The 23,817-nt window shown below is 68.2% G+C and carries 26 protein-coding genes and 1 pseudogene; 15 read left to right on the plus strand and 12 right to left on the minus strand.

Annotated features, from left to right (window positions below; translation table 11 throughout):
- The first annotated feature begins 301 nt into the window (after positions 1-301).
- From C5B85_RS12155 to C5B85_RS12165, 3 genes are all read left to right on the plus strand, one after another.
- A complete protein-coding gene (locus C5B85_RS12155; RefSeq protein ID WP_104254046.1) occupies positions 302-589 on the plus strand; it encodes a DUF1540 domain-containing protein in 288 nt (95 codons plus the stop codon).
- A 220-nt stretch (positions 590-809) separates the two neighbouring features.
- Positions 810-3,368, plus strand: coding sequence for a lamin tail domain-containing protein (locus tag C5B85_RS12160; protein ID WP_181064411.1), 2,559 nt, complete (start codon positions 810-812; stop codon positions 3,366-3,368).
- A 236-nt stretch (positions 3,369-3,604) separates the two neighbouring features.
- Positions 3,605-4,426 (plus strand): hypothetical protein, encoded by an 822-nt coding sequence (locus tag C5B85_RS12165; protein WP_104286274.1) that lies wholly within the window; start codon positions 3,605-3,607, stop codon positions 4,424-4,426.
- A 109-nt stretch (positions 4,427-4,535) separates the two neighbouring features.
- Here C5B85_RS12165 and C5B85_RS12170 read toward each other — a convergent pair whose 3' ends face one another.
- A complete protein-coding gene (locus C5B85_RS12170) occupies positions 4,536-6,032 on the minus strand; it encodes a catalase (RefSeq protein ID WP_104286275.1) in 1,497 nt (498 codons plus the stop codon).
- A gap of 55 nt (positions 6,033-6,087) precedes the next feature.
- A complete protein-coding gene (locus tag C5B85_RS12175; protein WP_104286276.1) occupies positions 6,088-6,552 on the minus strand; it encodes a Fur family transcriptional regulator in 465 nt (154 codons plus the stop codon).
- A gap of 84 nt (positions 6,553-6,636) precedes the next feature.
- On the opposite strand from C5B85_RS12175, the gene C5B85_RS12180 reads away from it, so the two are divergent.
- Positions 6,637-7,533: a spermidine synthase gene (locus tag C5B85_RS12180; protein ID WP_104286277.1), complete on the plus strand. Its 897-nt coding sequence runs from the start codon at positions 6,637-6,639 to the stop codon at positions 7,531-7,533.
- A gap of 6 nt (positions 7,534-7,539) precedes the next feature.
- Here C5B85_RS12180 and C5B85_RS12185 read toward each other — a convergent pair whose 3' ends face one another.
- Genes C5B85_RS12185 through C5B85_RS12200 form a run of 4 tightly spaced genes read right to left on the minus strand, consistent with a single transcriptional unit; the run spans position 7,540 to position 10,149 of the window.
- Entirely contained in the window at positions 7,540-8,463 is a 924-nt protein-coding gene (locus tag C5B85_RS12185; RefSeq protein ID WP_219819402.1) for a sensor histidine kinase KdpD, read from the minus strand.
- A complete protein-coding gene (locus C5B85_RS12190) occupies positions 8,460-9,206 on the minus strand; it encodes a response regulator transcription factor (protein WP_258070757.1) in 747 nt (248 codons plus the stop codon). The genes C5B85_RS12185 and C5B85_RS12190 overlap by 4 nt, the downstream gene beginning before the upstream one ends.
- 8 nt (positions 9,207-9,214) lie before the next feature.
- Positions 9,215-9,574, minus strand: coding sequence for a DUF4190 domain-containing protein (locus C5B85_RS19390; RefSeq protein WP_219819403.1), 360 nt, complete (start codon positions 9,572-9,574; stop codon positions 9,215-9,217).
- A complete protein-coding gene (locus C5B85_RS12200; protein WP_104286279.1) occupies positions 9,574-10,149 on the minus strand; it encodes a DUF3060 domain-containing protein in 576 nt (191 codons plus the stop codon). The genes C5B85_RS19390 and C5B85_RS12200 overlap by 1 nt, the downstream gene beginning before the upstream one ends.
- 218 nt (positions 10,150-10,367) lie before the next feature.
- Here C5B85_RS12200 and C5B85_RS12205 point away from each other — a divergent pair, with 218 nt between their 5' ends.
- From C5B85_RS12205 to C5B85_RS12215, 3 genes are all read left to right on the plus strand, one after another.
- A complete protein-coding gene (locus C5B85_RS12205; protein ID WP_082775225.1) occupies positions 10,368-10,940 on the plus strand; it encodes a hypothetical protein in 573 nt (190 codons plus the stop codon).
- Between the two features lie 8 nt (positions 10,941-10,948).
- Positions 10,949-11,422, plus strand: a complete 474-nt coding sequence (locus C5B85_RS12210) for a SprT-like domain-containing protein (RefSeq protein ID WP_104286280.1) — start codon at positions 10,949-10,951, stop codon at positions 11,420-11,422.
- A gap of 93 nt (positions 11,423-11,515) precedes the next feature.
- On the plus strand, positions 11,516-12,715 hold the full coding sequence (locus C5B85_RS12215) for a mechanosensitive ion channel family protein (protein ID WP_104286281.1): 1,200 nt from the start codon (positions 11,516-11,518) through the stop codon (positions 12,713-12,715).
- Between the two features lie 18 nt (positions 12,716-12,733).
- On the opposite strand, the gene C5B85_RS12220 is transcribed toward C5B85_RS12215, so the two are convergent.
- On the minus strand, positions 12,734-13,762 hold the full coding sequence (locus C5B85_RS12220; protein WP_104286282.1) for a pirin family protein: 1,029 nt from the start codon (positions 13,760-13,762) through the stop codon (positions 12,734-12,736).
- A 64-nt stretch (positions 13,763-13,826) separates the two neighbouring features.
- Between C5B85_RS12220 and C5B85_RS12225 the strand changes: the two genes are divergently transcribed.
- Positions 13,827-14,870 (plus strand): beta-eliminating lyase-related protein, encoded by a 1,044-nt coding sequence (locus tag C5B85_RS12225; RefSeq protein WP_308471337.1) that lies wholly within the window; start codon positions 13,827-13,829, stop codon positions 14,868-14,870.
- Between the two features lie 27 nt (positions 14,871-14,897).
- Positions 14,898-15,410 (plus strand): hypothetical protein, encoded by a 513-nt coding sequence (locus C5B85_RS12230; RefSeq protein ID WP_104286284.1) that lies wholly within the window; start codon positions 14,898-14,900, stop codon positions 15,408-15,410.
- Here the strand turns inward: C5B85_RS12230 and C5B85_RS12235 are convergent.
- Both C5B85_RS12235 and C5B85_RS19215 read right to left on the minus strand, forming a co-directional pair.
- Positions 15,352-17,217 (minus strand): HNH endonuclease signature motif containing protein, encoded by a 1,866-nt coding sequence (locus tag C5B85_RS12235; protein WP_181064413.1) that lies wholly within the window; start codon positions 17,215-17,217, stop codon positions 15,352-15,354. The genes C5B85_RS12230 and C5B85_RS12235 overlap by 59 nt on opposite strands.
- 189 nt (positions 17,218-17,406) lie before the next feature.
- Positions 17,407-17,550, minus strand: a complete 144-nt coding sequence (locus C5B85_RS19215; protein ID WP_181064414.1) for a hypothetical protein — start codon at positions 17,548-17,550, stop codon at positions 17,407-17,409.
- A 185-nt stretch (positions 17,551-17,735) separates the two neighbouring features.
- On the opposite strand from C5B85_RS19215, the gene C5B85_RS12240 reads away from it, so the two are divergent.
- On the plus strand, positions 17,736-18,224 hold the full coding sequence (locus C5B85_RS12240) for a GNAT family N-acetyltransferase (protein WP_104286286.1): 489 nt from the start codon (positions 17,736-17,738) through the stop codon (positions 18,222-18,224).
- Positions 18,225-18,240: 16 nt separating this feature from the next.
- The gene (locus C5B85_RS12245; protein WP_181064415.1) at positions 18,241-19,041 is read left to right on the plus strand and encodes an alpha/beta hydrolase; all 801 of its coding nucleotides are present in this window, start codon (positions 18,241-18,243) and stop codon (positions 19,039-19,041) included.
- A gap of 23 nt (positions 19,042-19,064) precedes the next feature.
- Here the strand turns inward: C5B85_RS12245 and C5B85_RS12250 are convergent, their stop codons facing one another.
- Positions 19,065-19,625 (minus strand): TetR/AcrR family transcriptional regulator, encoded by a 561-nt coding sequence (locus tag C5B85_RS12250; protein WP_181064416.1) that lies wholly within the window; start codon positions 19,623-19,625, stop codon positions 19,065-19,067.
- A gap of 51 nt (positions 19,626-19,676) precedes the next feature.
- Here C5B85_RS12250 and C5B85_RS19805 point away from each other — a divergent pair.
- Both C5B85_RS19805 and C5B85_RS19575 read left to right on the plus strand, forming a co-directional pair.
- Positions 19,677-19,991 (plus strand): annotated as a pseudogene (locus C5B85_RS19805) (FAD-dependent oxidoreductase); the annotation flags it as partial.
- A 143-nt stretch (positions 19,992-20,134) separates the two neighbouring features.
- The gene (locus C5B85_RS19575) at positions 20,135-20,539 is read left to right on the plus strand and encodes an NAD(P)/FAD-dependent oxidoreductase (RefSeq protein ID WP_104286288.1); all 405 of its coding nucleotides are present in this window, start codon (positions 20,135-20,137) and stop codon (positions 20,537-20,539) included.
- A gap of 13 nt (positions 20,540-20,552) precedes the next feature.
- Here the strand turns inward: C5B85_RS19575 and C5B85_RS12260 are convergent, their stop codons facing one another.
- Both C5B85_RS12260 and C5B85_RS12265 read right to left on the minus strand, forming a co-directional pair.
- On the minus strand, positions 20,553-20,930 hold the full coding sequence (locus C5B85_RS12260; protein ID WP_104286289.1) for a UBP-type zinc finger domain-containing protein: 378 nt from the start codon (positions 20,928-20,930) through the stop codon (positions 20,553-20,555).
- Positions 20,927-21,220 (minus strand): hypothetical protein, encoded by a 294-nt coding sequence (locus C5B85_RS12265; RefSeq protein ID WP_146077945.1) that lies wholly within the window; start codon positions 21,218-21,220, stop codon positions 20,927-20,929. The genes C5B85_RS12260 and C5B85_RS12265 overlap by 4 nt, the downstream gene beginning before the upstream one ends.
- 135 nt (positions 21,221-21,355) lie before the next feature.
- Between C5B85_RS12265 and C5B85_RS12270 the strand changes: the two genes are divergently transcribed.
- Together C5B85_RS12270 and C5B85_RS12275 are read left to right on the plus strand one after the other, a co-directional pair.
- Positions 21,356-22,759 (plus strand): M20 family metallopeptidase, encoded by a 1,404-nt coding sequence (locus C5B85_RS12270; RefSeq protein ID WP_258070759.1) that lies wholly within the window; start codon positions 21,356-21,358, stop codon positions 22,757-22,759.
- Positions 22,756-23,805, plus strand: coding sequence for a RimK family alpha-L-glutamate ligase (locus tag C5B85_RS12275; protein WP_258070760.1), 1,050 nt, complete (start codon positions 22,756-22,758; stop codon positions 23,803-23,805). The genes C5B85_RS12270 and C5B85_RS12275 overlap by 4 nt, the downstream gene beginning before the upstream one ends.
- Positions 23,806-23,817: the final 12 nt, after the last annotated feature.

Here is a 23,817-nt window from a genome sequence, read left to right on the forward strand (position 1 = left end):
AGATGTTGGTGAGAGAAGCACTGCCAGGCCGACCGCAATATGAAGGCATGGTGAGACGAAGCGCAAACATCGAGTGTATGCGCCGTTTGGTGGTATGTCTACCCCGACCTTGCCTCAATCTCGATTCTCAGGTATAACGCGGCTCGATCGCCCGTCGAAGATCAGTGCCCGAGACAGGCAAGGCTCGGCTCAGCAAGGGGAACCTGGCCTTATCAGAAAGCGACGACCAAGTCCAGTGTCGGCTTGAATACCGGGCAACCAGGCTCCTACCGTTGAGGCAACCCAACAACGGAGGCACACCATGACACTGCTCGATCTCCCCAACGTCAGCACCTGTTCTGTGGCCGGATGCTCGTTCAACCACGACGGCTGCCATGCCCCCGCCGTGACGATCGACGGCGACGAGGGCTGCGCCACGTTCATCCCTCTCGACCGCAAGGGCGGCCTCGACAAGGTCATCGCGGGTGTCGGTGCCTGCCAGGCCGCTGACTGCCGCTTCAACAAGGACCTCACGTGCAGCGCCCCCGCCATCCGTGTCGGCGCGCAGGGCAACGACGCCGCCGACTGCCTCACCTACGAGGCGGCCTGACCGCCACCACAGTCCCGTCGACGAAGCGCCGACCTCCTGCAGGAGGTCGGCGCTTCGTCGTTCGCATCCCGTTCAGCCCCCAGCTCCATCCGTTCAGCTTCTGACTCCTCGCGTTCAGCTCCCCGCTACCACAGGGGCACCCGCTCCGGCTTCGATGCTCATGGTGCATGTGCCCTCGAGCGCACATCGCTTCATCCCCCGAGCGCAGAGGAGCGCGTGCGTGCAAGCACAACGAACCCCACTGGCGGCAGCCGTCGCCTTGATCATCGGCGGAGGTGCGGCCCTGGCAGTTCCCATGTCGGCGAACGCGGCTCCCTCCCCCGCGGTGCACACGAGCGGCATCGTCATCAACGAGGTCGAGTCCAACGGCGACGCGACCGACTGGATCGAGCTCAAGAACACCGGTGGCGAGCCCGTCGACGTCTCAGGATGGGCGGTCAAGGACAACGACGACGCCCGCGACTTCCGTTTCCCGAGCGGTACGAGCATCCAGCCTGGCACCTACCTGGTTGTCGATGACTCGGAGTTCGGCTTCGGTCTCGGCAAGGAAGACGAGGCACGGGTCTTCGATGCAGCGGGCACGCTTGTCGATGCGTACTCGTGGGCGCAGCACGCCGAGGTCAGCTATGCGCGACTCCCAGACGGCATCGGCGAGTTCACCCAGACGACCGCGAGCAGCAGGGGCGCGGCTAACGAAGTCGAGGCGGCCACCGGTTCTGTGGTCATCAACGAGATCGAGTCCTCCGGTGGCGAGCCTGGCGACTGGGTCGAGCTCTTCAACCCAGGTGTGGGCGCGATTGACCTGGGCGGCTACGTCTTCACCGACAACTCGCCGGAGGACGAGACGCACCGCTACGCGCTGCCAGCAGGCACGACGCTGCAGCCGGGCGCCTACCTCGTCATCGAGGAGGCGGCCTTCAACTTCGGCCTCGGCGGAGGCGACAGCGCCCTGCTCTTCGCTCCGGACGGGACGACGCTCGTCGACGAGCATTCGTGGACCCAGCACGCGGCGACAAGCTACGGCCGGTCGCCAAACGGTTCCGGCGCGTTCACCGAGACGTCCGAGCCGACCAAGGGCGCAGAGAACCGCTTCGCAGGCACAGCTCCCACCTCCCCCGTGGTCATCAACGAAGTCGAGTCGAACGGCGGAACGCCAGGCGACTGGGTTGAGGTGTACAACCGCAGCGCGGTGACCGTCGACATCACCGGCTGGACCATTGTCGACAACAACGCGGGCCACACCCCAGCTCCGGCCCCCGAGGCGACCGTGCTGGCCCCCGGCGAATTCTTCGTCTACGAGGAGAGCAGCCTCGGCTTCGGACTCGGCAGCGGCGACAGCGCAACGCTCGCGGATGCCTCAGGCACGATCGTCGACACGACCACGTGGGTCGACCACGTGGACGTGAGCTGGGCCAGGTGCGCCGACGGCGACGGCGACTTCCGAGCGACCAGTGCATCGACCAAGGGCGCGCTCAACGCGTGCTCTGATGTCCCCGTCGAGACGCCGGGCCCGACCACCCCTGAGGCCTCCCCCTGGACGGGCTCACCGGATGTTGTCCCCGTCGCGGGTGGCATCACGCTCGGAGAGGACATGTCAGGGCTCGAGTTCCAGTACTCGGCGGAGGGCAGCACGCTCTGGGCCGTCGACAACGGCACCGGCAGCCTGTACCGCTTCGACGTCGCCGCCGACGGAAGCGTCTCCGCCGCTGCCGGCTGGGAGGACCCCAAGCGGGTTCGCTTCCAGGCGGACGCGGACAACCCAGCAGCGGCGGGCCCCGACGCAGAGGGCGTCACGGTCTCGGCAGACCAGCCCGAGTCCGTCTACATCGGCTCGGAGCGCGACAACTCGGACAAGGGCACCAACAAGAACACGATCCTCAAGGTCAACCTCCGCGATGCGACGGGCACGGATGTCGTCGCGACCGCCGAGTGGGACCTCACCGCGAGCCTGCCGCAGGTCGGTGCCAACACTGGCATCGAGGCCATCGAGTGGGTTGCGGACAGTGAGCTCGAGGGTCGACTGCTCGACGAGAACACGGGCGCGCCCTACGACTCTGCGAACTACCCGGGCGCGAACGGCTTGTTCTTCGTCGCCGTCGAGGAGACCGCGGGCGTCTACGCGTATGCGCTCTTCGACGACGGGAGCGCTGGTCGCGTCGCCACGCTCGAGTCCGGCCTCGGTGGCGTCATGGCACTCGATTACGACGAGTCCACGCGGACCCTCTGGGGCATGTGCGACAACGGATGCGGTGGCACCAGCGCGCTGTTCCAGTTCGGGATGGCCGACGGATCAGCCGGCTACTCGGTGACGCACGTCGCCCGGCCGGCAGGGCTCCCCGACACCAACAACGAGGGGTTCGCCATCGCGGCGAACGAGACCTGCGCGAACGGGACACGGGCCGCTTACTGGCTCGAGGACGGCGTGAAGGCCGATGCCCTCAAGCAGGGCTCGATCGCGTGCGCACCCGTCGAGACGCCTGCGCCCACGGAGACCCCAGGCGCAACGGAGACCCCAGGCGCCACGGAGACCCCAAGCGCGACGGAGACCCCAGGCGCGACGGAGACTCCCGCGACAACGGAGACACCAGCAGCAACGCAGACGCCGGGCGCGACCGCCGGCACTGGAACCGGAACCGGAACTGGAACCGGAACGGGCGCTGGTGCTGGCGGTGAAGCGCTCGCAACGACCGGCGCCGAGCAGTTCGTCGCCGTCACGCTCGCGGCCCTCGCCGCGCTCGCGCTCGGCGGCTTCGCGCTTCTGCGACGCCGCGACGCGTAGCGAACAGCAGGTCAACTGAGGGCAGGGGCGTTCGCGCCCCTGCCCTCAGTCGTCCGTTCCTGCAGCAGTGCGTGCGCCTTCGGGTGCGCGTCAACACGACCGGGGAGTCCTCCCCCGCATCCGTTCTGGGCCGACCCGGTCGGTTAGCGTGGCTTGCAGCACGGTCGGCTTCTTCGGATCGCGAGGAAGCATGCCCCAGCTTCGGCCGTGTCACGCCTCGCCTTGAAGGAGTCAACGTGAAAAACCTCGTGCGAACGTCAGCGGTCGCGCTCACCGCCCTTTTCCTGCTCTCAGGATGCGCCCTCGTCGACCAGGTGACCGGCGGTCAGTCTCCAGAGGTCGAGACGACTTCCACCGCCACGCCGGAGACCGCCCCGTCCGGGACCGGCGAGGCGAACCCGTCTGCGTCGTCCGACTCAGGAGCCTTCGCCGTCAGCTTCTCGTGCAGGATGGCTGACTCGCGCAGCTTCACGGAGGCCCCCTCGGAGCTTGACGAGATCTGGGCGCTCGGCGACGATGTGACGCGCTGCACCGGCAAGTCGAACGGCGGGACCACCTTCACGGAGACCGAGCAGAAAGCGCTCGACGCGCTCGGTCAGGCCGCCACCGACGATGCTAAGGACGAGGCGGCCGCCGACGATGTCCGCCTCGCGGACATCTACGCGCTGTGCGCCACGCCCGGCTTCTACTTCGGCGTCTCGCCTGGCATCTCCAATGACGAGCAGGCCTCGCAGATCGCGGCCGCGCTCATCCTGTGCCCCGAGCACCCTGACGCAGACCAGACCAGGGGCTCGCTCAGCACCTACGAGGCGAACGTGAAGGCAGGCAACGACGGCACCCGATTCAACGACGGCGTCTGGAAGGTCGGCGAGGAGATCAAGCCTGGCACCTACAAGCCCGAGTCGCCCAGCGACAACTGCCGTTGGTTCCGCTACGACGCAGAGGGCGACTGGATCGAGTCGTCGTACGACAAGGCTCAGGCCGAGATCGTCGTGACGATCGACGCGACGGACAGCACCTTCGAGTCCAGGAACTGCGGCTATTGGCGAGCATCCTGACCCCAACGGCTTTCAGCCAGCGGAGACGGCAGACGAGCGTGCCCCCTCGAAGAACTCGAGGGGGCACGCTCGTCTGTGCAGGTTGCTTGCCCGCCGGGGCAGCTCTCGGCTAGTGGCCGACGCCCACGGGCGCTGGGTCGGTGTCGACGGCGTTCGCCTCGACGGCGGCGCGGATGCGGGCACCTGTCTCGGGGTCGATGCTCGCCCAGTACTGGAACGCGTTCGAGCGGACCGGCTCGATGACAGTCTCGAGCGCGCCGGCGACAGTCTCCACGAGGCGGTCGCGCTGCTCCTGCGTGTAGACCTCGCGGATCAGCGTGCCAGGCTGCGAGAAGTCGTCGTCGTCCGCACGCAGCGTGTAGGCGCTGCGGACGAGGTCCCCGTCGGTCTCCCACGAGTTCTCGACGGGGCCGGTCTGGTCGGCGTACGGGCGCCCGAACGAGTTCGGCGCGTAAACAGGAGCGGCACCGGAGTGCGACACCGTCATGTTGCCGTCGAACGTGTACGAGTTCGTCGGGTTCTTGGGGCGGTTGACGTCAAGCTGCTGGTAGTTCGTGCCGATGCGCGCGCGCTGCGCGTCCGGGTACGCGAAGACGCGGCCGAGGAGCATCTTGTCCGGCGAGATGCCGGTGCCAGGCACCTGGTTCGACGGCGAGAAGGCTGCCTGCTCGATCTGCGCGAAGAAGTTCTCCGGGTTGCGGTTGAGCTCGAGCGTGCCAACCGGGATGAGCGGGTAGTCGGCGTGCGGCCAGACCTTGGTGAGGTCGAACGGGTTGATGCGGTAGGTCTTCGCCTCCTCGAATGGCATGACCTGCACATTCAGCTTCCAGCGCGGGAAGTCCTGGCGGTCGATCGCGTCGAACAGGTCGCGGCGGTGGTACTCGGCGTCGGAGCCGGCGAGCTTCTCGGCCTCGTCGTTCGACAGCACCTCGACGCCCTGCTCGGAGATGAAGTGGTACTTCACCCAGAAGCGCTCACCAGCCGCGTTGATCCACGCGTAGGTGTGCGAACCGTAGCCGTTCATCTCACGCCACGAGCGCGGGAGGCCACGGTCGCCCATCAGGTAGGTGACCTGGTGCGCGGTCTCCGGGTTGAGAGTCCAGAAGTCCCACTGCATCGTATTGTCGCGCAGTCCCGAGTTCGGGAGACGCTTCTGCGAGCGGATGAAGTGGGGGAACTTCATGGGGTCGCGCAGGAAGAAGACAGGCGTGTTGTTGCCCACGATGTCGAGGTTGCCCTCGCTCGTGTAGAAGCGCAGCGAGAAGCCGCGCACGTCGCGCCACGTGTCCGGCGAGCCCTGCTCGCCCGCGACGGTCGAGAAGCGCAGGAGCGTCTCACTCTCGGCACCCTGCTGGAAGACGGCGGCGCGTGTGTACTGGGAGACGTCGTGCGTCGTCGTGAAGGTGCCGAATGCGCCGGCGCCCTTTGCGTGCGGGTTGCGCTCCGGCACACGCTCGCGGTTGAAGCTCGCGAGCGTCTCGACGAGGCGCACGTCGTGCAGCATGAGCGGGCCGTCAGCGCCCGCGCTCAGGGAGTTCCGGTCGCTCTCGGTCGGCGAGCCGTTGGTTTCGGTCGATGGGACTGTCGGGTCGATGTAGTCAGTCATGGCGCTCCTCTTCGGATTCATTGGGCTGTGAACTGGGGGATGAGACTTGGGTGGATCAGTGCGACGAGCAGTCGGCGCAGATACCGCGGTAGACGACTTCGGCCGTATGCACGGCGAAGCCTCGCGGCGCCTCGGGGATGAGGCAGGGCGCCTCGCCGACGGCGCAGTCGACGTCCTCGATGCGGCCGCACTCGTCGCAGACTGCGTGGTGGTGGTTGTCGCCGATGCGGGTCTCGAAGCGGGCTGCGGTGCGGGGTGCGTCGAAGCGGCGAACGAGGCCGGCGCGCCCGAGGTCGTCGAGGATCCCGTACACGGCCTGCAGCGTGAGCGAGCCGAGCTCGGCCCGGCTCGGCGTCGCGGCGGCGAAGATGCGCTCGGCGGACGAGTGCGGGTTCGTGTCGAGTAGGTCGAGCACGGTGACGCGCTGGCGCGTCACGCGAAGGCCGGCCCGACGCAGCGCCGACTGCCAGAAGGCGGCGTCACGGCGCTCCCCTGCTGCGTGCTCGGTTGCGGTTGCCATGCATCCATGCTGGCCCTTCTTTTGAATGATTCCAAACAAGGCGACCCTTGCTCGAAAGCCGCGTGTCTCTGCTTGACTTGCCAGGTGCCGTCAGCCAGCGAGAAGACCCCAAACAGCTCCAGCCCGCAGACCAGCGTCAAGCTCGACTCCGGAGCCCAGGCCCGGTTCTCTCGCGACGGCGAGGAGTGGACGCTCATCGTCGACGGCACGCCGCAGTCGGCCGTCAACCCGCTCGATCCCCGCGAGCTCTCCTTCGGGTACATCCGCCACATGGGCTACGTCCTCGACCTCGCCTTCCCTGAAGCGGCAGCCATCACGGCCCTCCACCTCGGCGCTGGGGCACTCACGATCCCCCGCTACGTCGACGCCACGCGGCCACGATCGCGCCAGCAGGTCGTCGAACTCGAGCGCTCCCTGGTCGACTTCGTGCGCGAGGTCGTTCCGCTGCCAGCAGGGGCGAGCATCCGCATCCGCTACGGGGACGCACGCGAGCAGCTCGGCAGGCTCCCGCGCGGCCTGCTCGGCTCGGTCGACGCCATCGTCGTCGACATCTTCTCCGGCGCGCAGACGCCAGCCCACGTCACGAGCGTGGAGTTCTTCTCCGAGCTGGAGCCGTTCCTGCGGCCGGACGGCGTGGTGCTCGTCAACATCGCGGACGGTCACGACCTCTCGTTCGCGCGAGCCGAGGTTGCGACGTTGCTCGAGGTGTTCGGCGAGGTCACCCTCGTCGGCGACCCGGCGATGCTCAAAGGCCGCAGGTTCGGCAACATCGCCGCCGTCGCCTCACGCTCCGCAGAGGCGCTGGCGCTTCCCGGACTGGAGCGACGAGTCGCGTCAGGGTTCCCGCCGGCCGTCGTCGTGCGAGGGCAGGCAGTGCGCGAGTTCATCCGGGGCGCCGACCCGGCACGCGACGCCTCGGCGACGGCGTCGCCACTCCCAGGCAAGAGCCTGTTCCGCGAGCGCCGGCAGGGCGGCTGGTAGCGCCTCTCAGCCGCGGCGCGCGACGGGAAGCGTGAGGCGCACGCGCGTGCCGTGACCCTCCCGGGAGGTGAGCGTCACAGTGCCCCCGTGTCGGCGCACGATGACGCTGACCAACGCCAGGCCAAGACCGGAGCCCTGCACATCGCGAGCATTCGCCCCGCGCGCCAGCTCCTCCCACACGCTCGCCTGGTCGGCTAGCGGGATACCTCTGCCTGTGTCTGCGATGTCGAGATGCACCACCGCACCCGGCTGGCCCGCGAACTCCTCGCTGGCGCGCACCTCGATGCGCGCATCCCGCGCCGAGTACTTGGCGGCGTTTGCAGCGACGTTGTAGATCGCGATGTAGAGCAGGTCTGGGTCACCCGGAATCACCGGCAACGGCCACGGTGCCGCCGGGAAATCGATGAACATCGATCTCCCGAGCTGCTCGCGGACGGCCTCTGCGACGTCGCGCGTCACCGCCTCGAGCGAGACGGGCTCGACGTCGAGAGCGGCCGACTCCAGTTCAGACAGCTTTCGCAGCTCGGCCACCAGCGCACCGAGTCTCCGCGACTGCGCATCAATGACCCCGAGCTGCGGGGTGACCGGGACACTCGCCGCGACCGCGGATCGCATCGCCATGAGCGGGTTCTTCAGCTCGTGGTCGAGCCGGTCGAGGAACCGCCGGCGGGCGAGGCTCGCCCTCTCGACAGCCGACGCACGCGCGTCCGACGCAGCCCGCTCTCGGCTGCGGACGGCCACTCGCGACCCGAGCAGCAGAGCCGCGGCGACCGAAGCGAGCAGCAGGGCGGCGAGAGCCGGGATGGCAGGGAAGCGGATGCCGATCTCCAGCGTGCGATTGTCACCTGACACGAGCATCCATGCCGCGGCCAGCGCCATCAGGGCGGCCGGCGCGAACGCGCCCCATACCCGCGCCCTGCTCGGCTTCACTGCGTCACCGTGTGGGCGAAGCGATACCCGAACCCCGGGACGGTGTGGATGAAGCGCGGCGACTGCGGGTCGTCGCCGATGACCTTGCGCAGTTCGGCGATCCGATGATCGATGGCCCTCGTGTTGGCGGCGAACGTGTACCCCCAAAGTGCCTGCAGGAGCCGCTCCCGCGAGTGCGCCTCGCCAGGCCTCGCCATCAGGTACTCCAAGACGTGCATGGCCTTGGGCGTGAGGATGAGCTCCCGCTCTCCGAGCCACACACGCCGCGCCGTGCGGTCGAGCCGCAACTCGCCGGCACACAACTGCTGGGCCGTCACGAGCTGCGCCTGGCCACCCGCGACACGGCGCAACACGGCCCGCACGCGGGACACCAGCTCCTGCGGATCAAAGGGCTTGTTGAGGTAATCGTCTGCGCCCTCCTCAAGCGCCGCGGACCGCTCGAACGACTCCCCGACCTTCGTCAAGAGGATGATCGGCGTCCAGTCGTCGCCGCCCCGCAACCGGCGGACCAGCTCCCGGCCGTCGAGGCGCGGCATCATGACGTCGCTGATCACCACGTCGGGGCGGCGAACCGCGAACTGCTGCAGCGCATCCTGGCCGTCAACCGCCACGGCCACGTCGAAGCCAGAGCGACTGAGGAACGGCGCGAGCGAGTCGGTGATGGACGGTTCGTCATCCACGAGCAGCAGCCGCGGCAGGGCCTTCAGGGCCGCTCCCTCCGCACCGCCCACGCCAGCTCGCACCGCCGACCTCAGCTTTGCCCGTAGATGATGCCAGCCGTGCCGCCGACGACGGCAAGCAGCACGAAGAACACCAGCGCGAGGAGCGCCAAGTAGCCGAGGATCGTGCCGATGATCGCGAGCGCCATGCCCCGCTCGCCTGTGCGACGGATCTGCCTCATCGCGACATGCCCGCAGATGACGGCGATCACGTTGAAGCCGATGATGCCGCCGACGAGGCTCACGACGGCGAGGACGTTCATGCCTGGCTGCGGAGCGTAGGCCCGGGGCTGTTGAATGTGGCCATAGCTCACTTGGCCGTTGAACTGCTGCGACGGCTGCGACGGCTGCGGCTGCGGCTGCTGCTGCGGCTGCTGCTGCTGGAAGCTCATCAGCTGGCCTTGTACGCAGAGTTGCTCGTGCCGCTGTTGGCGACCGTCGGGGATCCCGTCTCCCACATCACCGAGTTGGTGCTGCCATCCAACGTGATCGTCTCCGCCGAAGCGACGAGCACGGCGTTCGAGACGCCGTCAACCGAAAGCGTGCCAACGTTCTGCGCGACTACCACGGCAGTGGCCGTCGTGATCGACAGTGTTTCGCAGTCGTCGGTGACCTCAACAACTTGAGCGATGTACGTGTCGTCGATGTCGAGCGTTCCCCCACCGCACGTGAGCATCACCGTTGCTCCGGCGGTGAGCTCCGCCCTCTCTTCGGAGGCACCGGCCTGAGCACCGTCGGCCCCCTGGGTGGACTGCGGCGCCGTCTGCTGCGCCGTGGCCACGGGGGCGCTTGTCTCCGTGGTGACCCGTGCGGTCGAGGCAGGAGGGACCGACTCGGAGGGCGCGGCAGGCGCGGTGGCCGTTGGCTCCTCGACAACCCGCGCTGTGCATCCGGCGAGGCCGAATGCACCTGATACGGCGATGCCGGCAAGCGCGATGGCGGTCAGTGATCGTGTCTGAATGTTCATGTTTCCAAGCTAGGAAAGAGTCATCGTCAGCTTGTCGTCGCGCTGTCGCAGTATGGCGACAGCGCGGTTCTCCCCCGCACGCCATGATGTCGAGCGGCCGGGCTTCCGGCAATGGGGACAACTGCCCCCGCACCCCACTGGCCGAGCTCCTCGACAAGCTCTCCACAACCCGGCGAGGGATGCACCCATTCCGGCGCCGCTGCGGCTAACCTGCTGGGGTGTCAGACGCTCCCATCATCCTCGGCTACGACCCGGAGACCCTCCGCGAGCGCATCGACGTCGACGCTGCGGAGGCTCGCCTCGCGGAGATAGCCGTCCTGCGGTCGCTCTCCGCTCTCAACGAGAAGGTCGCGCTGCTTCGCATGCTCGGCCGCCTCGACGAGGCGTTCGATACCGCGCAGACCGCGTACCGCCAGTCTCGCTTCACCGGTGCCCGAGAGGACGCGCTCGCCGCGCGAGTCCGCAAGGCACAGGTTCAGCAGTTCCAGGGGAAGCACGACGTCGCGCTGCAGGACCTGACGGGCTGCGTCGACGAAGCGCTCACCCATGAGTGGGACGAGCTTGCCGCGTTCGCGCTGCAGCACCGAGGCAAGGTGCGCTTCGAACAGCGCGAGTACACGGACGCGCTTGTGGACTTCGAGCGCGCGCACGAGCTGCGCCTTGCACGCGGGGTCGCGGCCGACCAGCTGCAGTCGTCGAAGTTCGCGATCCGCGTCACCCGCGCGATCCTCGAGGGCGACGAGGAGCCCTCCTCGGAGCTGAGCGAGCCGATCACCTCGATCGACTCCTAAGCGGCACGGTGGCCGACCTGGCCAAGGTGCAGGTCTGGGCTGAGGCCCTCATCCGCATGCACCTCGACGACAGCTGGAGCTTCGGCTTCGACCACGCCAAGAAGCGCGCTGGCGCCTGCAACTTCCGGGACAAGCGCATCACGGTCTCGCGCTACCTTTCCGCGCGCTACGACGACGACACCGTGCACCAGACGCTGCTGCACGAGGTCGCCCACGCGGTCGCCGGCCACAAGGCAGGGCACGGACCCGTGTGGAAGCGCGTTGCCGACGACCTCGGCTACGTCGGCGGGCGAACACACGACGGCGAGGTGGCAGCCGAGTTCGCGAAGTGGGTCGGGGTCTGCCCCAACGGGCACGAGGTGCTCAGGTTCCGCCGGCCGCAGCGCGCCCGGCTCGTCTCCTGCCTTCGCTGCGCGCCGGCCTTCGATCGCAGGTTCCTCATCCAGTGGCGAGAGCGTTCGGACGCGGAGCGCCACGGCTGACGCGAGCCAGGGACTACGGAGACTTGCTCACTAGCGTGGCTTCTCCAGCCCTCCGCTCTCGAGAGGTGGGGCCTCCACTCCCCGAGGAGGAACGTGCTCGACCCCTGGCTCAACTTTGTCATCTCGCTTGCCGTTGCCGTCGTCGCAGCGATCACCCTGACGGCCCTCGTCGCCCTCATCATCCGACTCGTCGCGAAGCGCCTGCGGTGGCCTGAACCGCTTGTGCGGCACACGCGGCGCCCCTTCCGTGTCGTCGTCCTGATCATCGCCCTGTGGGCGGCAGTCGCAGTGGCGTTCCCTGCTGCTGGCACCGAATCCTGGCGAGCCATCATCTACCACGCGCTCACGATCGCCGTGATCGCGGCGGGCGCCTGGCTCATGGCAGGTCTCGTCGCCTTCTCGACCGACATCACGCTCGGCCGGAACCGCATCGACGTCGCGAACAACCGGGTGGCTCGGCGCATCCGCACCCAGACCCTCATCTTGCGGCGGCTGGCCGTCGCCGTGATCGTGATCATCGCGCTCGGCGCGATCCTGCTGACGTTCCCGGCGGTTCTCGGCGCGAGCCTCCTCGCCTCAGCCGGCATCGCCTCGGTCGTGGCGGGGCTTGCGGCCCAGTCGGTCCTCGCGAACATCTTCGCCGGCCTCCAGCTCGTCTTCAGCGAAGCGCTGCGCGTCGACGACGTCGTGGTGGTCGAGGACGAGTGGGGGCGCATCGGCGAGATAACGCTGAGCTACGTCGTCGTCGACCTCTGGGACGACCGGCGACTTGTGCTCCCCTGCACCTACTTCACGACGCAGCCGTTCCAGAACTGGACTCGACAGGGCAGCGAGCTGCTCGGTTCGGTCGAGCTCGATGTCGACTGGCGCGTCTCCCCCTCGCTCATGCGGGAGCGCCTGGCGGAGGTGCTCACGCAGACCGACCTCTGGGATGGGCGTGCGCAGGTGCTGCAGGTGACCGAGGCGACGGGCGGCCTGGTGCGCATCCGAATCCTCGTGACGGCGGTGGATGCTCCCACGCTGTTTGACCTGCGATGCTTCGTGCGCGAGGCGATGGTCACCTGGCTGCAGCGAACCATGCCGTCGGCGCTGCCTGTGCAGCGGGTGCTCATCACGGAACCGACACCCCCTGATGCGGCTGCGACTCGAGAAACCCAGGACGAGGACACGAGAAGCGACGACACGAGCGCGAGCGGGTCGGGCTTGTTCACCGGGAGCGTCCAGGCTCAGGAGCGTGCTGCGGTGTTCACGAACGCAATCCCCATCGTCGAGCACGAGGAGCGCGAACGCTAGTGTCCTCCTCCGCTCACCTCAGTCCTCGCGCGTACGCCCTCGAGGTGTGAGGCGCACGGTCGGGAGGGCGGGAGCCGGCAGGGTCTTGCCACCGTGGCTGTCAACGCTCCCGAAGCGTGCTTCCGCCGCCGGGCCCGACCTGGTCTGCTCCCACTCTTCACGGGCGGCGGCGACGTCGTCGTGCGAGGAGCCGACGAAGTTCCAGAACATGACGATCTTCTCGTCGAAGGGCGCACCGCCGAGGAGTAGCGCGCGCCCGCCGTCCGCCGCGCCGACGACTGCCCGGTTCGTGCCGACGGGCAGGTAGCCGACGGCGCCAACCGGGAGCTCGACGTCGTCGATCGAAATGCCCGGCGAGCACGCGAGGATGCCGTGCTCGAACCCCGGCTCCAGGTCGAGCTGCGCCTCCGAGCAGCCCTGGAACGCGAGTTCGACACCGAGAAGCGGGGAGAAGCTCGGCGCGTCCGAACGGAGCCCGGCGAACTCCCCCACGAAAACGGTCGCCTCGACGGGCCCATCTGCGCCCGCCGATGCCGCCAACCGCATCGACGGACACCGATCCAGGCCAGCGAAGGCCGGGGGCATGCCTCGCACCTCGGCGGGCAGCGCCACCCAGAGCTGCACCCCGTGGAGCACGGGAGCGGGAGTCGGGCGCTCGGACGAGACCTCGGAGTGGGCGATGCCTCGGCCCGCCGTCATGACGTTGACACCGCCTGGCGCGACCTCGTGGCGGCTGCCGATGGAGTCGCGGTGCACCACCTCGCCAGAGAACAGCCAGCTGACCGTCTGCAGGCCCGTGTGTGGATGCGGAGCAACATCCATCCCTGTCCCCGACGGCAGGTCGACGGGCCCGTAGTGGTCGATGAAGCACCACGCGCCGATGAAGTGGCGAAACTTGTTCGGGATCGACCGCAGCACCGGCAGCGAACGTGGGCCGCCGAGCGGCACCTCCCGAGGCAGCAGCAGTTCGATGCCCGCGACCACCTGCCCGGTCTCGTACGCGGCCTGCAGCTGCGCCTCGATGGGGTTCGCTTCGGCGTTGCTCATGTTCCGAGCGTAGGCGCGTTCGCATGAGTTTTCATCGATGCGCGAGGTACGGAAGAATGGGTCGGTGATTACGCAGCTGCACGACCACAGCATCCGCACGTTTACGAGCGACAACGCCGCGGGTGCCCACCCGCAAGTGCTGGAGGCGCTTGTCACCGCCAACGGCGGGCACGTCGGAGCGTACGGGGCCGACCCGTACTCGGCGGCATTCCAGACGCTGTGCCGCGAGCTGTTCGGCGCAGAAGCGATCGGCCTGCCCGTGTTCAACGGCTCCGGTGCCAACGTCGTCGCGCTGCAGTCGATGGTTCCCCGCTGGGGCGGGGTGGTCTGCCCCGCGTCAGCGCACATCAACACCGACGAGAACGCCGCGCCCGAGCGCGTCGGCGGCGTCAAGCTCCTCACGGTCGAGACGCCGGATGGAAAGCTCGCGCCCGCCGACATCGAGCGCGCGGCGGCAGTGCGGCGCGACGTGCACCGCGCGACGCCCCTCGCCGTGAGCATCAGCCAGGCGACCGAGGTCGGCACTGCCTACTCGCCAGTCGAGGTGCGGGCGCTCGCCGACGCCGCCCACGCGAACGGCATGTGGCTGCACGTCGACGGGGCACGACTCTCGAACGCCGCCGCCCACTTCGGCTGCAGTCTCGCCGAGGTCTCGAGCGCAGCGGGAGCCGATGTCATCAGCCTGGGCGGGACCAAGAACGGCGCGCTCGCAGCGGAGGCGGTTGTTGTTGTCAACCCGGAGGCCGTCTACGGTGCCGAGGAGGCGAGGAAGATCGATCTGCAGCTGTCATCGAAGATGCGCTTCGTCTCGGCGCAGCTGCTTGCCCTGTTCGGCGGTGACCTGTGGCGGGAGAACGCAGAACACGCCAACGCCATGGCCGCCAGGCTCGCAGCCGGTATCGAGGCCGTCGCTGGCTGCTCCGTGCCGCTCCCCCGCCAGGCGAATGGCGTCTTCGCCGTCCTGCCAGGGGAGATCGCGGAACGCGTCAGCGAGAGCTACGCGTTCCACACCTGGGATGCATCCACGGGACTCGTCCGCTTCCTCTGCTCGTGGGACACGACCGAGGGCGACGTCGATGGCCTCATCGCGGCCGTCGCGGGCGCGTAGGCGAGAGGGACGGGTACCCTCGGGGCCGTGACTGACTACACCGCCTGGGAACGCCTCTGCACGCTCATCGACGACGACCCGGAGATCTGGCCGAGCGTTCAGCAAGCACTCCAGGGTGAGACCGACGGCGAGAGCGATGACGAAGACGGCGGCGACCAGGAGGACACCGACGAGAGTGGTGTCGATGAGGACGACGGCGCAGACGAGGCCTGGGGTGCGCTCATCGACGCGCTCGATGACTGCGGCGCCCTCGCCTACCTCCACGCCGACGACACGGCCATGGAACTCGCGGATGCCCTGGCTGGCGTGCCGAGAGTCGTGCGGCTCGGGCTCGACACCGATGAAGTCGGCGACATCGACGGCGACGTACCAACCGCGTCGGCTGCGGCGGACGCGCTCCTGGCGCCGTCCGGCCTCGCGCTCGTGTTCCTCGAGGAGGACAGCGACGCGTATCCGCTTGTTGTCGTGCCGCGCGAGTCCGTCACCGAGATCGTTGACACGGCCGGCGCGCTCGGATTCGTCGCACGACAACTGCCGTAGCGAGCACTCTCCGCGCCTGGGCGAGGGGGCAGGCACCTCTCGCGATCAAGCGCCGCCCGAACGCACCTGGCACGCCGCCACGCAGGTTCGCCCTGAACGCGCAGTAGACCGGCTGCGGTTCCGGGATTGCTCCCCTGCGAGCGGTACCAGGCGGTCTGAACGGCGGGCGACCGGAAGGATCGAGTCCTGAGTTGGACTCTGGCTCTGTCTCTAACTCGGGCTCTGTCTCTAACTCGGGCTCTTCCTCGGGCTTGGGCTCGGGCTCGGGGCCCGAACGCTGCGGCCCGTCGACTGACGTCGTGCCGGGCGCGGCCGAGCCACATTGGAACAGTTCTTCGGTGGGTCTGAAAATCACCCCGTGGGGTTCTGGTCTGCTGATGTAGACCTTCCCGCTTGGTGTGGTCCACTCGAGGACCCCGCCGCCGAGTTGTCTGACTTTCCAGGCGGTGTGGTGTTTCACGATGTGGTGGTTTTTGCAGAAGTCGCTGAGGTTCCAGATCGCAGTTTTGCCGCCGTATTGGTAGTCCTCGGTGTGGTCGAGTTCGCAGGCCACTGCGGGTTGTCGGCAGCCGATGAAGCGGCAGTGCACGTCGCGGGCGTGCAGGAACGCGCGCATCGCCGCGGTGGGTTTGTAGGAGTCGACGGCTTGCACGGCGCCCGTGATGGGGTGCGTGAGGACTCGGATGAACGCGGGCGCGGTCGCGGCGAGACGTTTGGCGTCTTCGATGGGCATGGGGGTCATGCCGTCGAGCAGTGCTGGTGCTTGTCCGGCCTTGGGTGTCTTGGTGAGTGCGGTTGTGATGGGGATGGAGAGTTGCACGTTGGCTTGGATGCCGGCGGCGGCGGAGTTGCCCATGGGGTCGCTGGTGAGGAGCATGTCGGCGACGACGTCGGACATGACCTCGTTCAGGCTCCGCTCGTCCAGTTCTTCGACAGCTTCGGCAGCTTCGGCAGCCTGGCCGGTCGCGCGTCCGTCGTCAGCTTCGTTGGTCGCGCGAGTGTCGTCGACCGCAGCGTCGACCGCGGCCCCGAACGCGCTTCGGGCTCCTGCGGATGCTCCTTCTGCAGCTTCGGCGCTGGCGTGGGGCGCAGTTCCGGGCTTCGGGCGCGCTTTGATGATCGCGCGTGCTTGTTTCCGGACTCGGTCGTGGATGGCGTGCGCGACGAACGAGTCGGTGGTGACGCGGAGGATGCTCATGCCGTCGCCGAGGTCTTCGACGCTCGTGCGGCGCTGCCGGCGGGCGCCTGCGTGTCGTTGGTCGATGGATTCCCCGGTGAGCTCTTCCGCGACCCGCTCCGCCGCTTTCTGCAACGCCCGGGGCGGCAGGGGTTCTTGCCGGATGCGTTCGAGCATCACGTCCACGAACAGGGCTCGCCGTTCGGCTTGCTCGGCGGGGTCGTCGTGGTTGACTTTGAAGCCCACCTCGACGAGTTTGTGGACTTGGGCGGGGGTCGCGACGTTCTCGTCGAGCGCGACGGTCAGCGCGGGGAAGTCGTCGTGCGTCTTCGACGCGAGCGCCAGCTGCCCCTGCGCGACGCCGGAGGTCACCTTCACGACCAGCGCGACCTCGTCCGCGATGGAGCGGACGTGCATCGCGGACTCCGCGCATCCGTCAACGATATCGAGCGCGTGGGCGAAGTCGTAGGCCGCCGCGTGCGCGCGCAACTGCAGCGCGGTACCGCCCGCGATGATCGCGGCCGCGTGCTCCTCCATGGCGAGGATCTCCGCGCGCCGGGCCGCAACCGACGCCGGGTCCGAGGGGTCAAACCCAAGGGCCCGGAGAGCGGCGTCGGAGTGCTGTTGCATGCCCCCAACACTACGAACCACCACCGACATTTTGGAGGGTCGTGGATAACTTCCCACCCTGAAACTCTCTGCCGACTGGCCGGTTCGAGAGTTATCCCCAGAATCTACAGGAACCTAGTTCCCACAAATTCGCACCTATATACGATGAGATGGGGCTAGCACGCGTGAAATGGCCCTAACTAACGCATCTCACACCTCTTCGATACCGACGCCGCGGAGGAGGAGCCGCTGCTCACCGACCCCCGCGCGCTCGGAAACGAAGAACTGCGCGAGGAACCGCTGCACGTGCATGGCAACCGTCGCCCCGCCGGTCGTGCGGAGTGAAATGCTCATGATCTGCCCCTCGTTCATCGCCACCTGACTCATTTCCGTCAGCGTACGAACCAAAGGGGCCCGACAAGAAGCGGTGCCCGCAAGACGAGTACGCGAGGCGACACCGGACTTCTCGGGGCGAAACACAACGTCACCCACAAGCCGCGCACGAAGCGCAGACCCGGGATGCGGAGCACGATATGCGCATGACATCCACCCTCACCGTCCGCCGCCTCGACATCGCATCAGTCGAAGTCACCGAGGTACTCGAAGCCCTCGACGGGGAGTACCGCAACCGGTACCGGGAGTTCTACAAAGACGACATCGGCGCCTACCCGCTGACCGACTTCATCGCACCAGACGGAGCGTTCGTCGGAATCCTCGACGGGGAACTGCTCGTCGCGGCCGGCGCCATCCGCCGCTACGACGAGACCACCGCCGAAGTGAAGCGCATGTGGACACGGGACTCACACCGCCGCCGAGGCCTCGCCCAGCGGGTTCTCCGCGAACTCGACACCGCGGCAGGTGAGCTCGACTACACGCGCATCTTCCTCACCACCGGCTCTCGCCAGCCCGAGGCGGTTGCCCTCTACCGTGCCTCCGGCTTCGAAGGCGGCGAGCGGCGCATCCCAGAATTTGACCTCCCCGTCTTCGCGTTCGAGAAGCCCGTCAACCCAGCCCCGGTCGGACGCTGAGGGGTACCCTCGGGAGGTGCCAGCAACTCCCCGAAACCAGCAGCCACGGCGACCCAAACGCAGCCGACTGCGGCGCACCCTCATCTGGACCTTCTCCGTCATCGCGGGCGTCTTCGTCGCCGCGATCGCCGCGTTCCTGATCTGGGCGAACGTGGGCGTCATGGCCGCCGAAGCGGGCCCCCTCGAGGCCGTCACCACCGACCGCGCCATCACGGTGAGCGAAGTCGACGGCTCGCTGGTGCTCAGCCCGGCGGACGCGCCGAGCGACACTGGGCTCATCTTCATACCCGGCGCCAAGGTCGAGCCATCGGCCTACGCGGCGAAGCTCTCGAGCCTCGTCACGGACAGCAACATGACCGTTGTCATCCCGCAGCCCCTCCTGAACTTGGCGTTCTTCGACACCCGCACGATGGACGACTTCGCGGCAGCCGCCCCCGATGTCACGACCTGGGCCGTCGGCGGGCACTCTCTCGGCGGAGTCCGCGCCTGCCAGCTCGCCGACTCCCCCGATGTCGCCGGCCTCTTGCTGCTCGGCAGCTACTGCGCCAACGACCTCGCGGCCGACACGTCTCTCGACGTCCTCACCATCACGGGAAGCGCCGACGGACTCACGACCCCACAGAAGGCGGCGGATGCGCGCGGCTTGCTGCCGGCGGACGCCGAGACCCTCGAGGTCGAAGGCGCGAACCACGCCATGTTCGGCAACTACGGCCCACAGTCCGGCGACGGAACCGCGACCATCTCAGACGTGGAAGGGCGCGAGCAGATTGCCGCCGCGACCGCCACGTGGGCCGCGGAGCTGCAGCCCGCCGGTTGACGCCGCCCCGATCCAGGGCGCATCTACCCCTCAGCGAGCATCCGTCGCACCGTGCGCTGCACGTCGATGGACTCGTCGGGTGGGCTCGCGGCTGGCAGCGAGACGCGGTGCAGCACCACCCCGTCGATGAACGCGAAGAGAGCCGCAGCCCGAGCCGCCGGTTCGCTGACACCGAGACCGGCGACGGCGCCGACCGCCCAGCCGCGCAGCTGGTCGCGACCTATCTGGATCGCCTCCGCGACGGACTGGTTGTGGGTTCCTTCGAGGAACAGCGCGTAGCGGGCGAGCGTCTGCACGTGCCCGGCCCCGGTCATCGAATCGACTGCAGCTTCGATGGCCGCGCAGAAACGTTCGACGCTCGGCTCTCCCCACTCATACGTCAGGAGCCACTCCGCGTAGTCGCTCCGCTCCAGACGCTCGATGACACCCTCGATGAGCGCCTGGCGCGTCCGGAAGTGGTTCGACGTCGAGCCTCGCGGCAGGCCGGCCTCCGCGTCGACTCTGGCGTGCGTGAGGGCGCGCATGCCTCCGGACGCGAGCAGCTGGAGGGCGGCAGAAAGCGAACGATCACGCGTGGAGGACACACACGAACTATAGACGTAGTGCATTCACTACGCCTGTAGTTTCCTGCGGAAATGGACAGACGCGCGGTGATCATCGGCTGCGGCATCGCCGGGCTCGCGTCAGCGCTTGCTCTGCACAACGCAGGCTTCGAGGTGACGATCCGCGAGCGCGCCACCGGCCTCCCGAGAAGCGGGACGAGCCTCGGGATGTGGCCGGACGCCATGGCGGCACTCGACGCGATCGGAGTCGGTGCCCGGGTACGAGACGAGACCGAAGCACACACGGGTGGGAGCATCCGTCGCGCAGACGGGCGCGTCATCGCGAAGCTCGGCACCAGACGCGAAGCGCGCATCGTCCAGAGGCCGACCCTGCTGCGGGCGCTCTCGGACGAGGTTGAGACACGCCTCGGCTCAGGAGCGTTCGTGTGGGGTGACGACGCGCAAGCATCCGAGAACGCCTACCCCGGAACGGTGTCACCCCGCACTCTCCCGGCTACACGAACTGGTTCGCCTGCGCCCGATCGGCCCAGTTGCCGCCGAACTCGGAGCCAGACCGCCACGTCGAGAATCTGCATCACCTCTCTGGAGACTGGCACCCAGCTGTCAAGGAGGTTCTCGCTCAGGTCGCGGCGCAGTCGATCGACGCCAGGCCCCTGTACGACGTGCCTCGACTCAGTAGCTTCGTTCGCCCGGGTGTGGCGCTCGTCGGTGATGCGGCCCACGCGATGGCGCCGAACCTGGGGCGCGGAGCCTGTGAGTCACTCATCGACGCCGCGACTCTCGGTGCCGAGCTCACGCTTGTCCGCGACCTCGAAGCCGGTCTCGCCGCCTACAACCGCAGGCGTCGAGGGCCGAGCCAGCGCACCAGGCTGGGCTCGCGGTTCCTGAATCGACTGACCACGGGGCCGCTGACAGTGCTCGTCAACGCACGCTAGGGCGATGACTCCCCTACTGGTGGATGTGCTGACGCCAGTCAGACGGGAGGCGGTCGGCGGGTCCTGGTGTTGCCACGTCGTCGGGCTTGGAGGTCGGGGCGGCGAGCTCTGGCCCGTCGAGCGACACCTCGCCGGTGAAGTCCCAGTACCAGCTCTCCCCTGGCTCGAAGGATTGCATGTAGCGGTGGCCCGTCTCGCGGTAGTGCGCCGTCGCGTGCTGCGCGGGTGACGAGTCGCAGCATCCGATGTGCCCGCACGCCGCGCATCGCCTGAGGTGCACCCACCACCCCTGGGCGGCATCGCACTCGACGCAGCCCCCGGTTCCGATCGGCGTTGCGGAGACGTCCACGCCTGCGGAGTCAGCGGACAGGACTGTAGCTTCGTTGCTCATGAGCGAAGCGTACGCTCGTGCCGCGTGTGCGCGATGAGACCGGGCACAAACAGCACGAGGGCGACTGGCAGCAGCGCGAACAGCCCGATGACGTGCCAGAGCTGCCCCGCGGCGACGACCGCCAGGAGCGCCCCGCCCATCCGCAGCCAGCTCGCGAGTTTCGGGGTGCCAGGCGGGTCCTTGAAGATCGGGAGCCGTCGTCCGGCGCCCGCCCTGCCGACAAGGAAGTGCGCCCAGGTCGTGAGCCCGAGGCTGAGCCCGAGCAGCACGGCACCCACGATGAACATCACGCTGCCACTGTAATGGAGCTTCACGTTACGGCCCACGACGGCAACCCCGACACGCCCCCGCACGCTCCCCGAGATTCAAGGCACGATGGATGCAGACGGCCCGCCCGGGGCCGCCGGCGGCAAGGAGCACACCACGTGAGCGAAGCAGCAGACCCGACCAGCGCACCCCGAGAGTCCAGGGCAACCCGCGGGATCAGGGTGGGCGCATCCCCCACGACCCCGAGCAGCACCTACCTGGACCTCGTCGCTGCCGAGACTGCCATCGCAGCCGCTGCCGCGCCACGGATCACCTCAGCTCATGACGGGGCATCCGGCGATGACGCCGCCGCGATCCGTGCGGCCTCCGATTCCCTGCAGCCTGAACTCGTCGAGCTGTCGCACCGCATCTTCGAGTACGCCGAGGAGGGTTTCGAGGAGACGCAGAGCGTCGCCGACATCGCCGAGCTCCTCGCCGAGCACGGCATCACGGCCCAGGTGGGCGCCTTTGGGCTCGACACCGCCCTGGTCGCCGAGCTTGTCGTCGGAGAGGCAGCACCGGATGCGCCGACCGTCGCGATCCTCGCCGAGTACGACGCCCTGCCCGGTGTCGGGCACGGCTGCGGGCACAACATCATCGCCGCCTCGGCAGTGGGCGCCTTCCTCTCGCTTGTCGAGGCGAACCGCACGCGGCAGCTTCCAGCAGGTCGCGTCCTCCTCTACGGCACCCCCGCAGAGGAAGGCGGGAACGGCAAGGAAATCATGGCAAGGGCCGGCGCCTTCGAGGGCGTCGATGCCGCCGTCATGATCCACCCGTTCGGCTACGACGTGACCGACCAGCCCTTCATCGGGCGGCGCATCCTGCGCGTGCGCTACTACGGGGTGCCCGCGCACGCCTCGGCGTCACCGTTCCAGGGCCGCAACGCGCTCGACGCGGCGAACCTGAACTATCAGGCCACGGGCCTGCTGCGGCAGCACCTCTACCCGGGCGACCGCATCCACGGCGTCATCGTCAACGGCGGTCAACGCCCCAACGTCGTACCGGAGTTCGCGGAACTGGAATACTACGTGCGCTCGAACGCGGCGGAGACCCTCAAAGAGCTGAGCCTCCGCCTCGAGGACATCGCCAACGGCATCGCCCTCGCCACCGGCACGGGAGTCGAGGTCGAGTGGGACCCGCTTCCGTTCACGATGCCGCTGCGCTACAACACACCGCTCTCCGAACGATGGGCCGTGCACCAGGAGTCCAGGGGCCGTCGTGTGCTGACGAAGGCGTCCGTGCCGGCGCACCTCGCCGCATCCACCGACTTCGGCAACGTCAGCGTGCGCGTGCCCGGCATCCACCCGGTCATCGCGATCAGCCCGCCTGACGTGAGCTTGCACACGCGCGAGTTCGCCGAGTACGCGACAAGCGACGCGGCGAGCACCGCCATCGCCGACGCGAGCTCTGGCCTCGCACTCGTGGCCGCCGACTTCCTTGCTGACTCCAACCTCCGAGCTGCCGCCCGCGCCGACTTCGACGCGGCCGGCGGCGCACTCGACGTCGAAGGGTTCTTCTCTTGAGCACACCCATCCCCTCGCAGCCCAGCTCCTCGCAGCCCCAGGCATCCACCCCCGTCGTGTACGCCCTGCACGAGAACCCGGAGTGGTGGCCGCCCTTCCAGGCAGCGTTCGAAGCCGCAGGCGTTCCAGTCGTCGAGTGGCGACTCATCGAGGGTGTGCTCGACATCGACGCGCTCCCGCCTGAGGGCATCTTCTGGTCGCGCATCAGCGCCTCGTCGCACACCCGCGACCACGCGCTCTCCAAGGACTACGCGCGCTCTGTACTGAACTGGGTGGAGGCCGCAGGGCGCCGTACCGTCAACGGCCGCCGCGCCATCGAGCTCGAGGTCAGCAAGGTCGATCAGCTGACGCTGCTCCGCCGGGCAGGCATCGACACCCCGCGCACGCTTGCCGTCATCGGCAAGCAGGGGCTGCGGGATGCGGCGCGCGAGTTCCCTACGCCGTTCATCACGAAGCACAACCAGGGCGGCAAGGGCCTCGGCGTGCGCCGCTTCGACGACTTCGCAGACTTCGAGGCCTACCTCGACTCCCCCGAGTTCGAGGAGCCGCTCGACGGCATCACGCTCCTGCAGGAGTACCTGCGGCCAGCTGGCGGGTTCATCACGCGCGTCGAGATCGTCGGCGGCGAGCACATCTACTCGATCGCGGCTGACACCATCCACGGCGGCTTCCAGCTCTGCCCCGCGGATGCGTGCGCGATCGACCCCGACACAGGCCGCCCCGTCGTCCCCCCAGGCGCGGAGCTCGCGCCGGAACCCGGCACCTCGATCTTCTCGCTCCGACAGGGCGGCCACGACGACCTCGTCGAACGCCTCGTCGCCTTCACGAAGGACATCGGGCTGGAGATCGCGGGCATCGAGTTCATCGAGACCGAGGAAGGTCGCCAGGTGGTCTACGACATCAACACGAACACGAACTACAACGCCGACGTGGAGCGCGCCGCCGAAGGCTCTGGCCCTGGCGCGATCGCGGCGTACCTTGGCCGGATCCTGCGCGAGACCTACCCGGAGAATCGAGCACGGCCCGAGACCAGCGCGACGATGTGAATCGTGGTTGGC

Origin of the sequence: Pseudoclavibacter sp. AY1F1, assembly GCF_002931075.1 — a bacterium.
In the GTDB taxonomy this organism is placed as follows: domain Bacteria; phylum Actinomycetota; class Actinomycetes; order Actinomycetales; family Microbacteriaceae; genus Pseudoclavibacter.

Excerpts from the sequence above, each read along its gene's own strand:
- C5B85_RS12155 (WP_104254046.1), top strand. The coding sequence starts at position 302 with ATGACACTGCTCGATCTCCCCAACGTCAGCACCTGTTCTGTGGCCGGA.
- C5B85_RS12170 (WP_104286275.1), bottom strand. The coding sequence starts at position 6,032 with ATGACTGACTACATCGACCCGACAGTCCCATCGACCGAAACCAACGGC.
- C5B85_RS12175 (WP_104286276.1), bottom strand. The coding sequence starts at position 6,552 with ATGGCAACCGCAACCGAGCACGCAGCAGGGGAGCGCCGTGACGCCGCC.
- C5B85_RS19390 (WP_219819403.1), bottom strand. The coding sequence starts at position 9,574 with ATGAGCTTCCAGCAGCAGCAGCCGCAGCAGCAGCCGCAGCCGCAGCCG.
- C5B85_RS12200 (WP_104286279.1), bottom strand. The coding sequence starts at position 10,149 with ATGAACATTCAGACACGATCACTGACCGCCATCGCGCTTGCCGGCATC.
- C5B85_RS12220 (WP_104286282.1), bottom strand. The coding sequence starts at position 13,762 with ATGAGCAACGCCGAAGCGAACCCCATCGAGGCGCAGCTGCAGGCCGCG.
- C5B85_RS12235 (WP_181064413.1), bottom strand. The coding sequence starts at position 17,217 with ATGCAACAGCACTCCGACGCCGCTCTCCGGGCCCTTGGGTTTGACCCC.
- C5B85_RS19215 (WP_181064414.1), bottom strand. The coding sequence starts at position 17,550 with ATGAGCATTTCACTCCGCACGACCGGCGGGGCGACGGTTGCCATGCAC.
- C5B85_RS12240 (WP_104286286.1), top strand. The coding sequence starts at position 17,736 with ATGACATCCACCCTCACCGTCCGCCGCCTCGACATCGCATCAGTCGAA.
- C5B85_RS12260 (WP_104286289.1), bottom strand. The coding sequence starts at position 20,930 with ATGAGCAACGAAGCTACAGTCCTGTCCGCTGACTCCGCAGGCGTGGAC.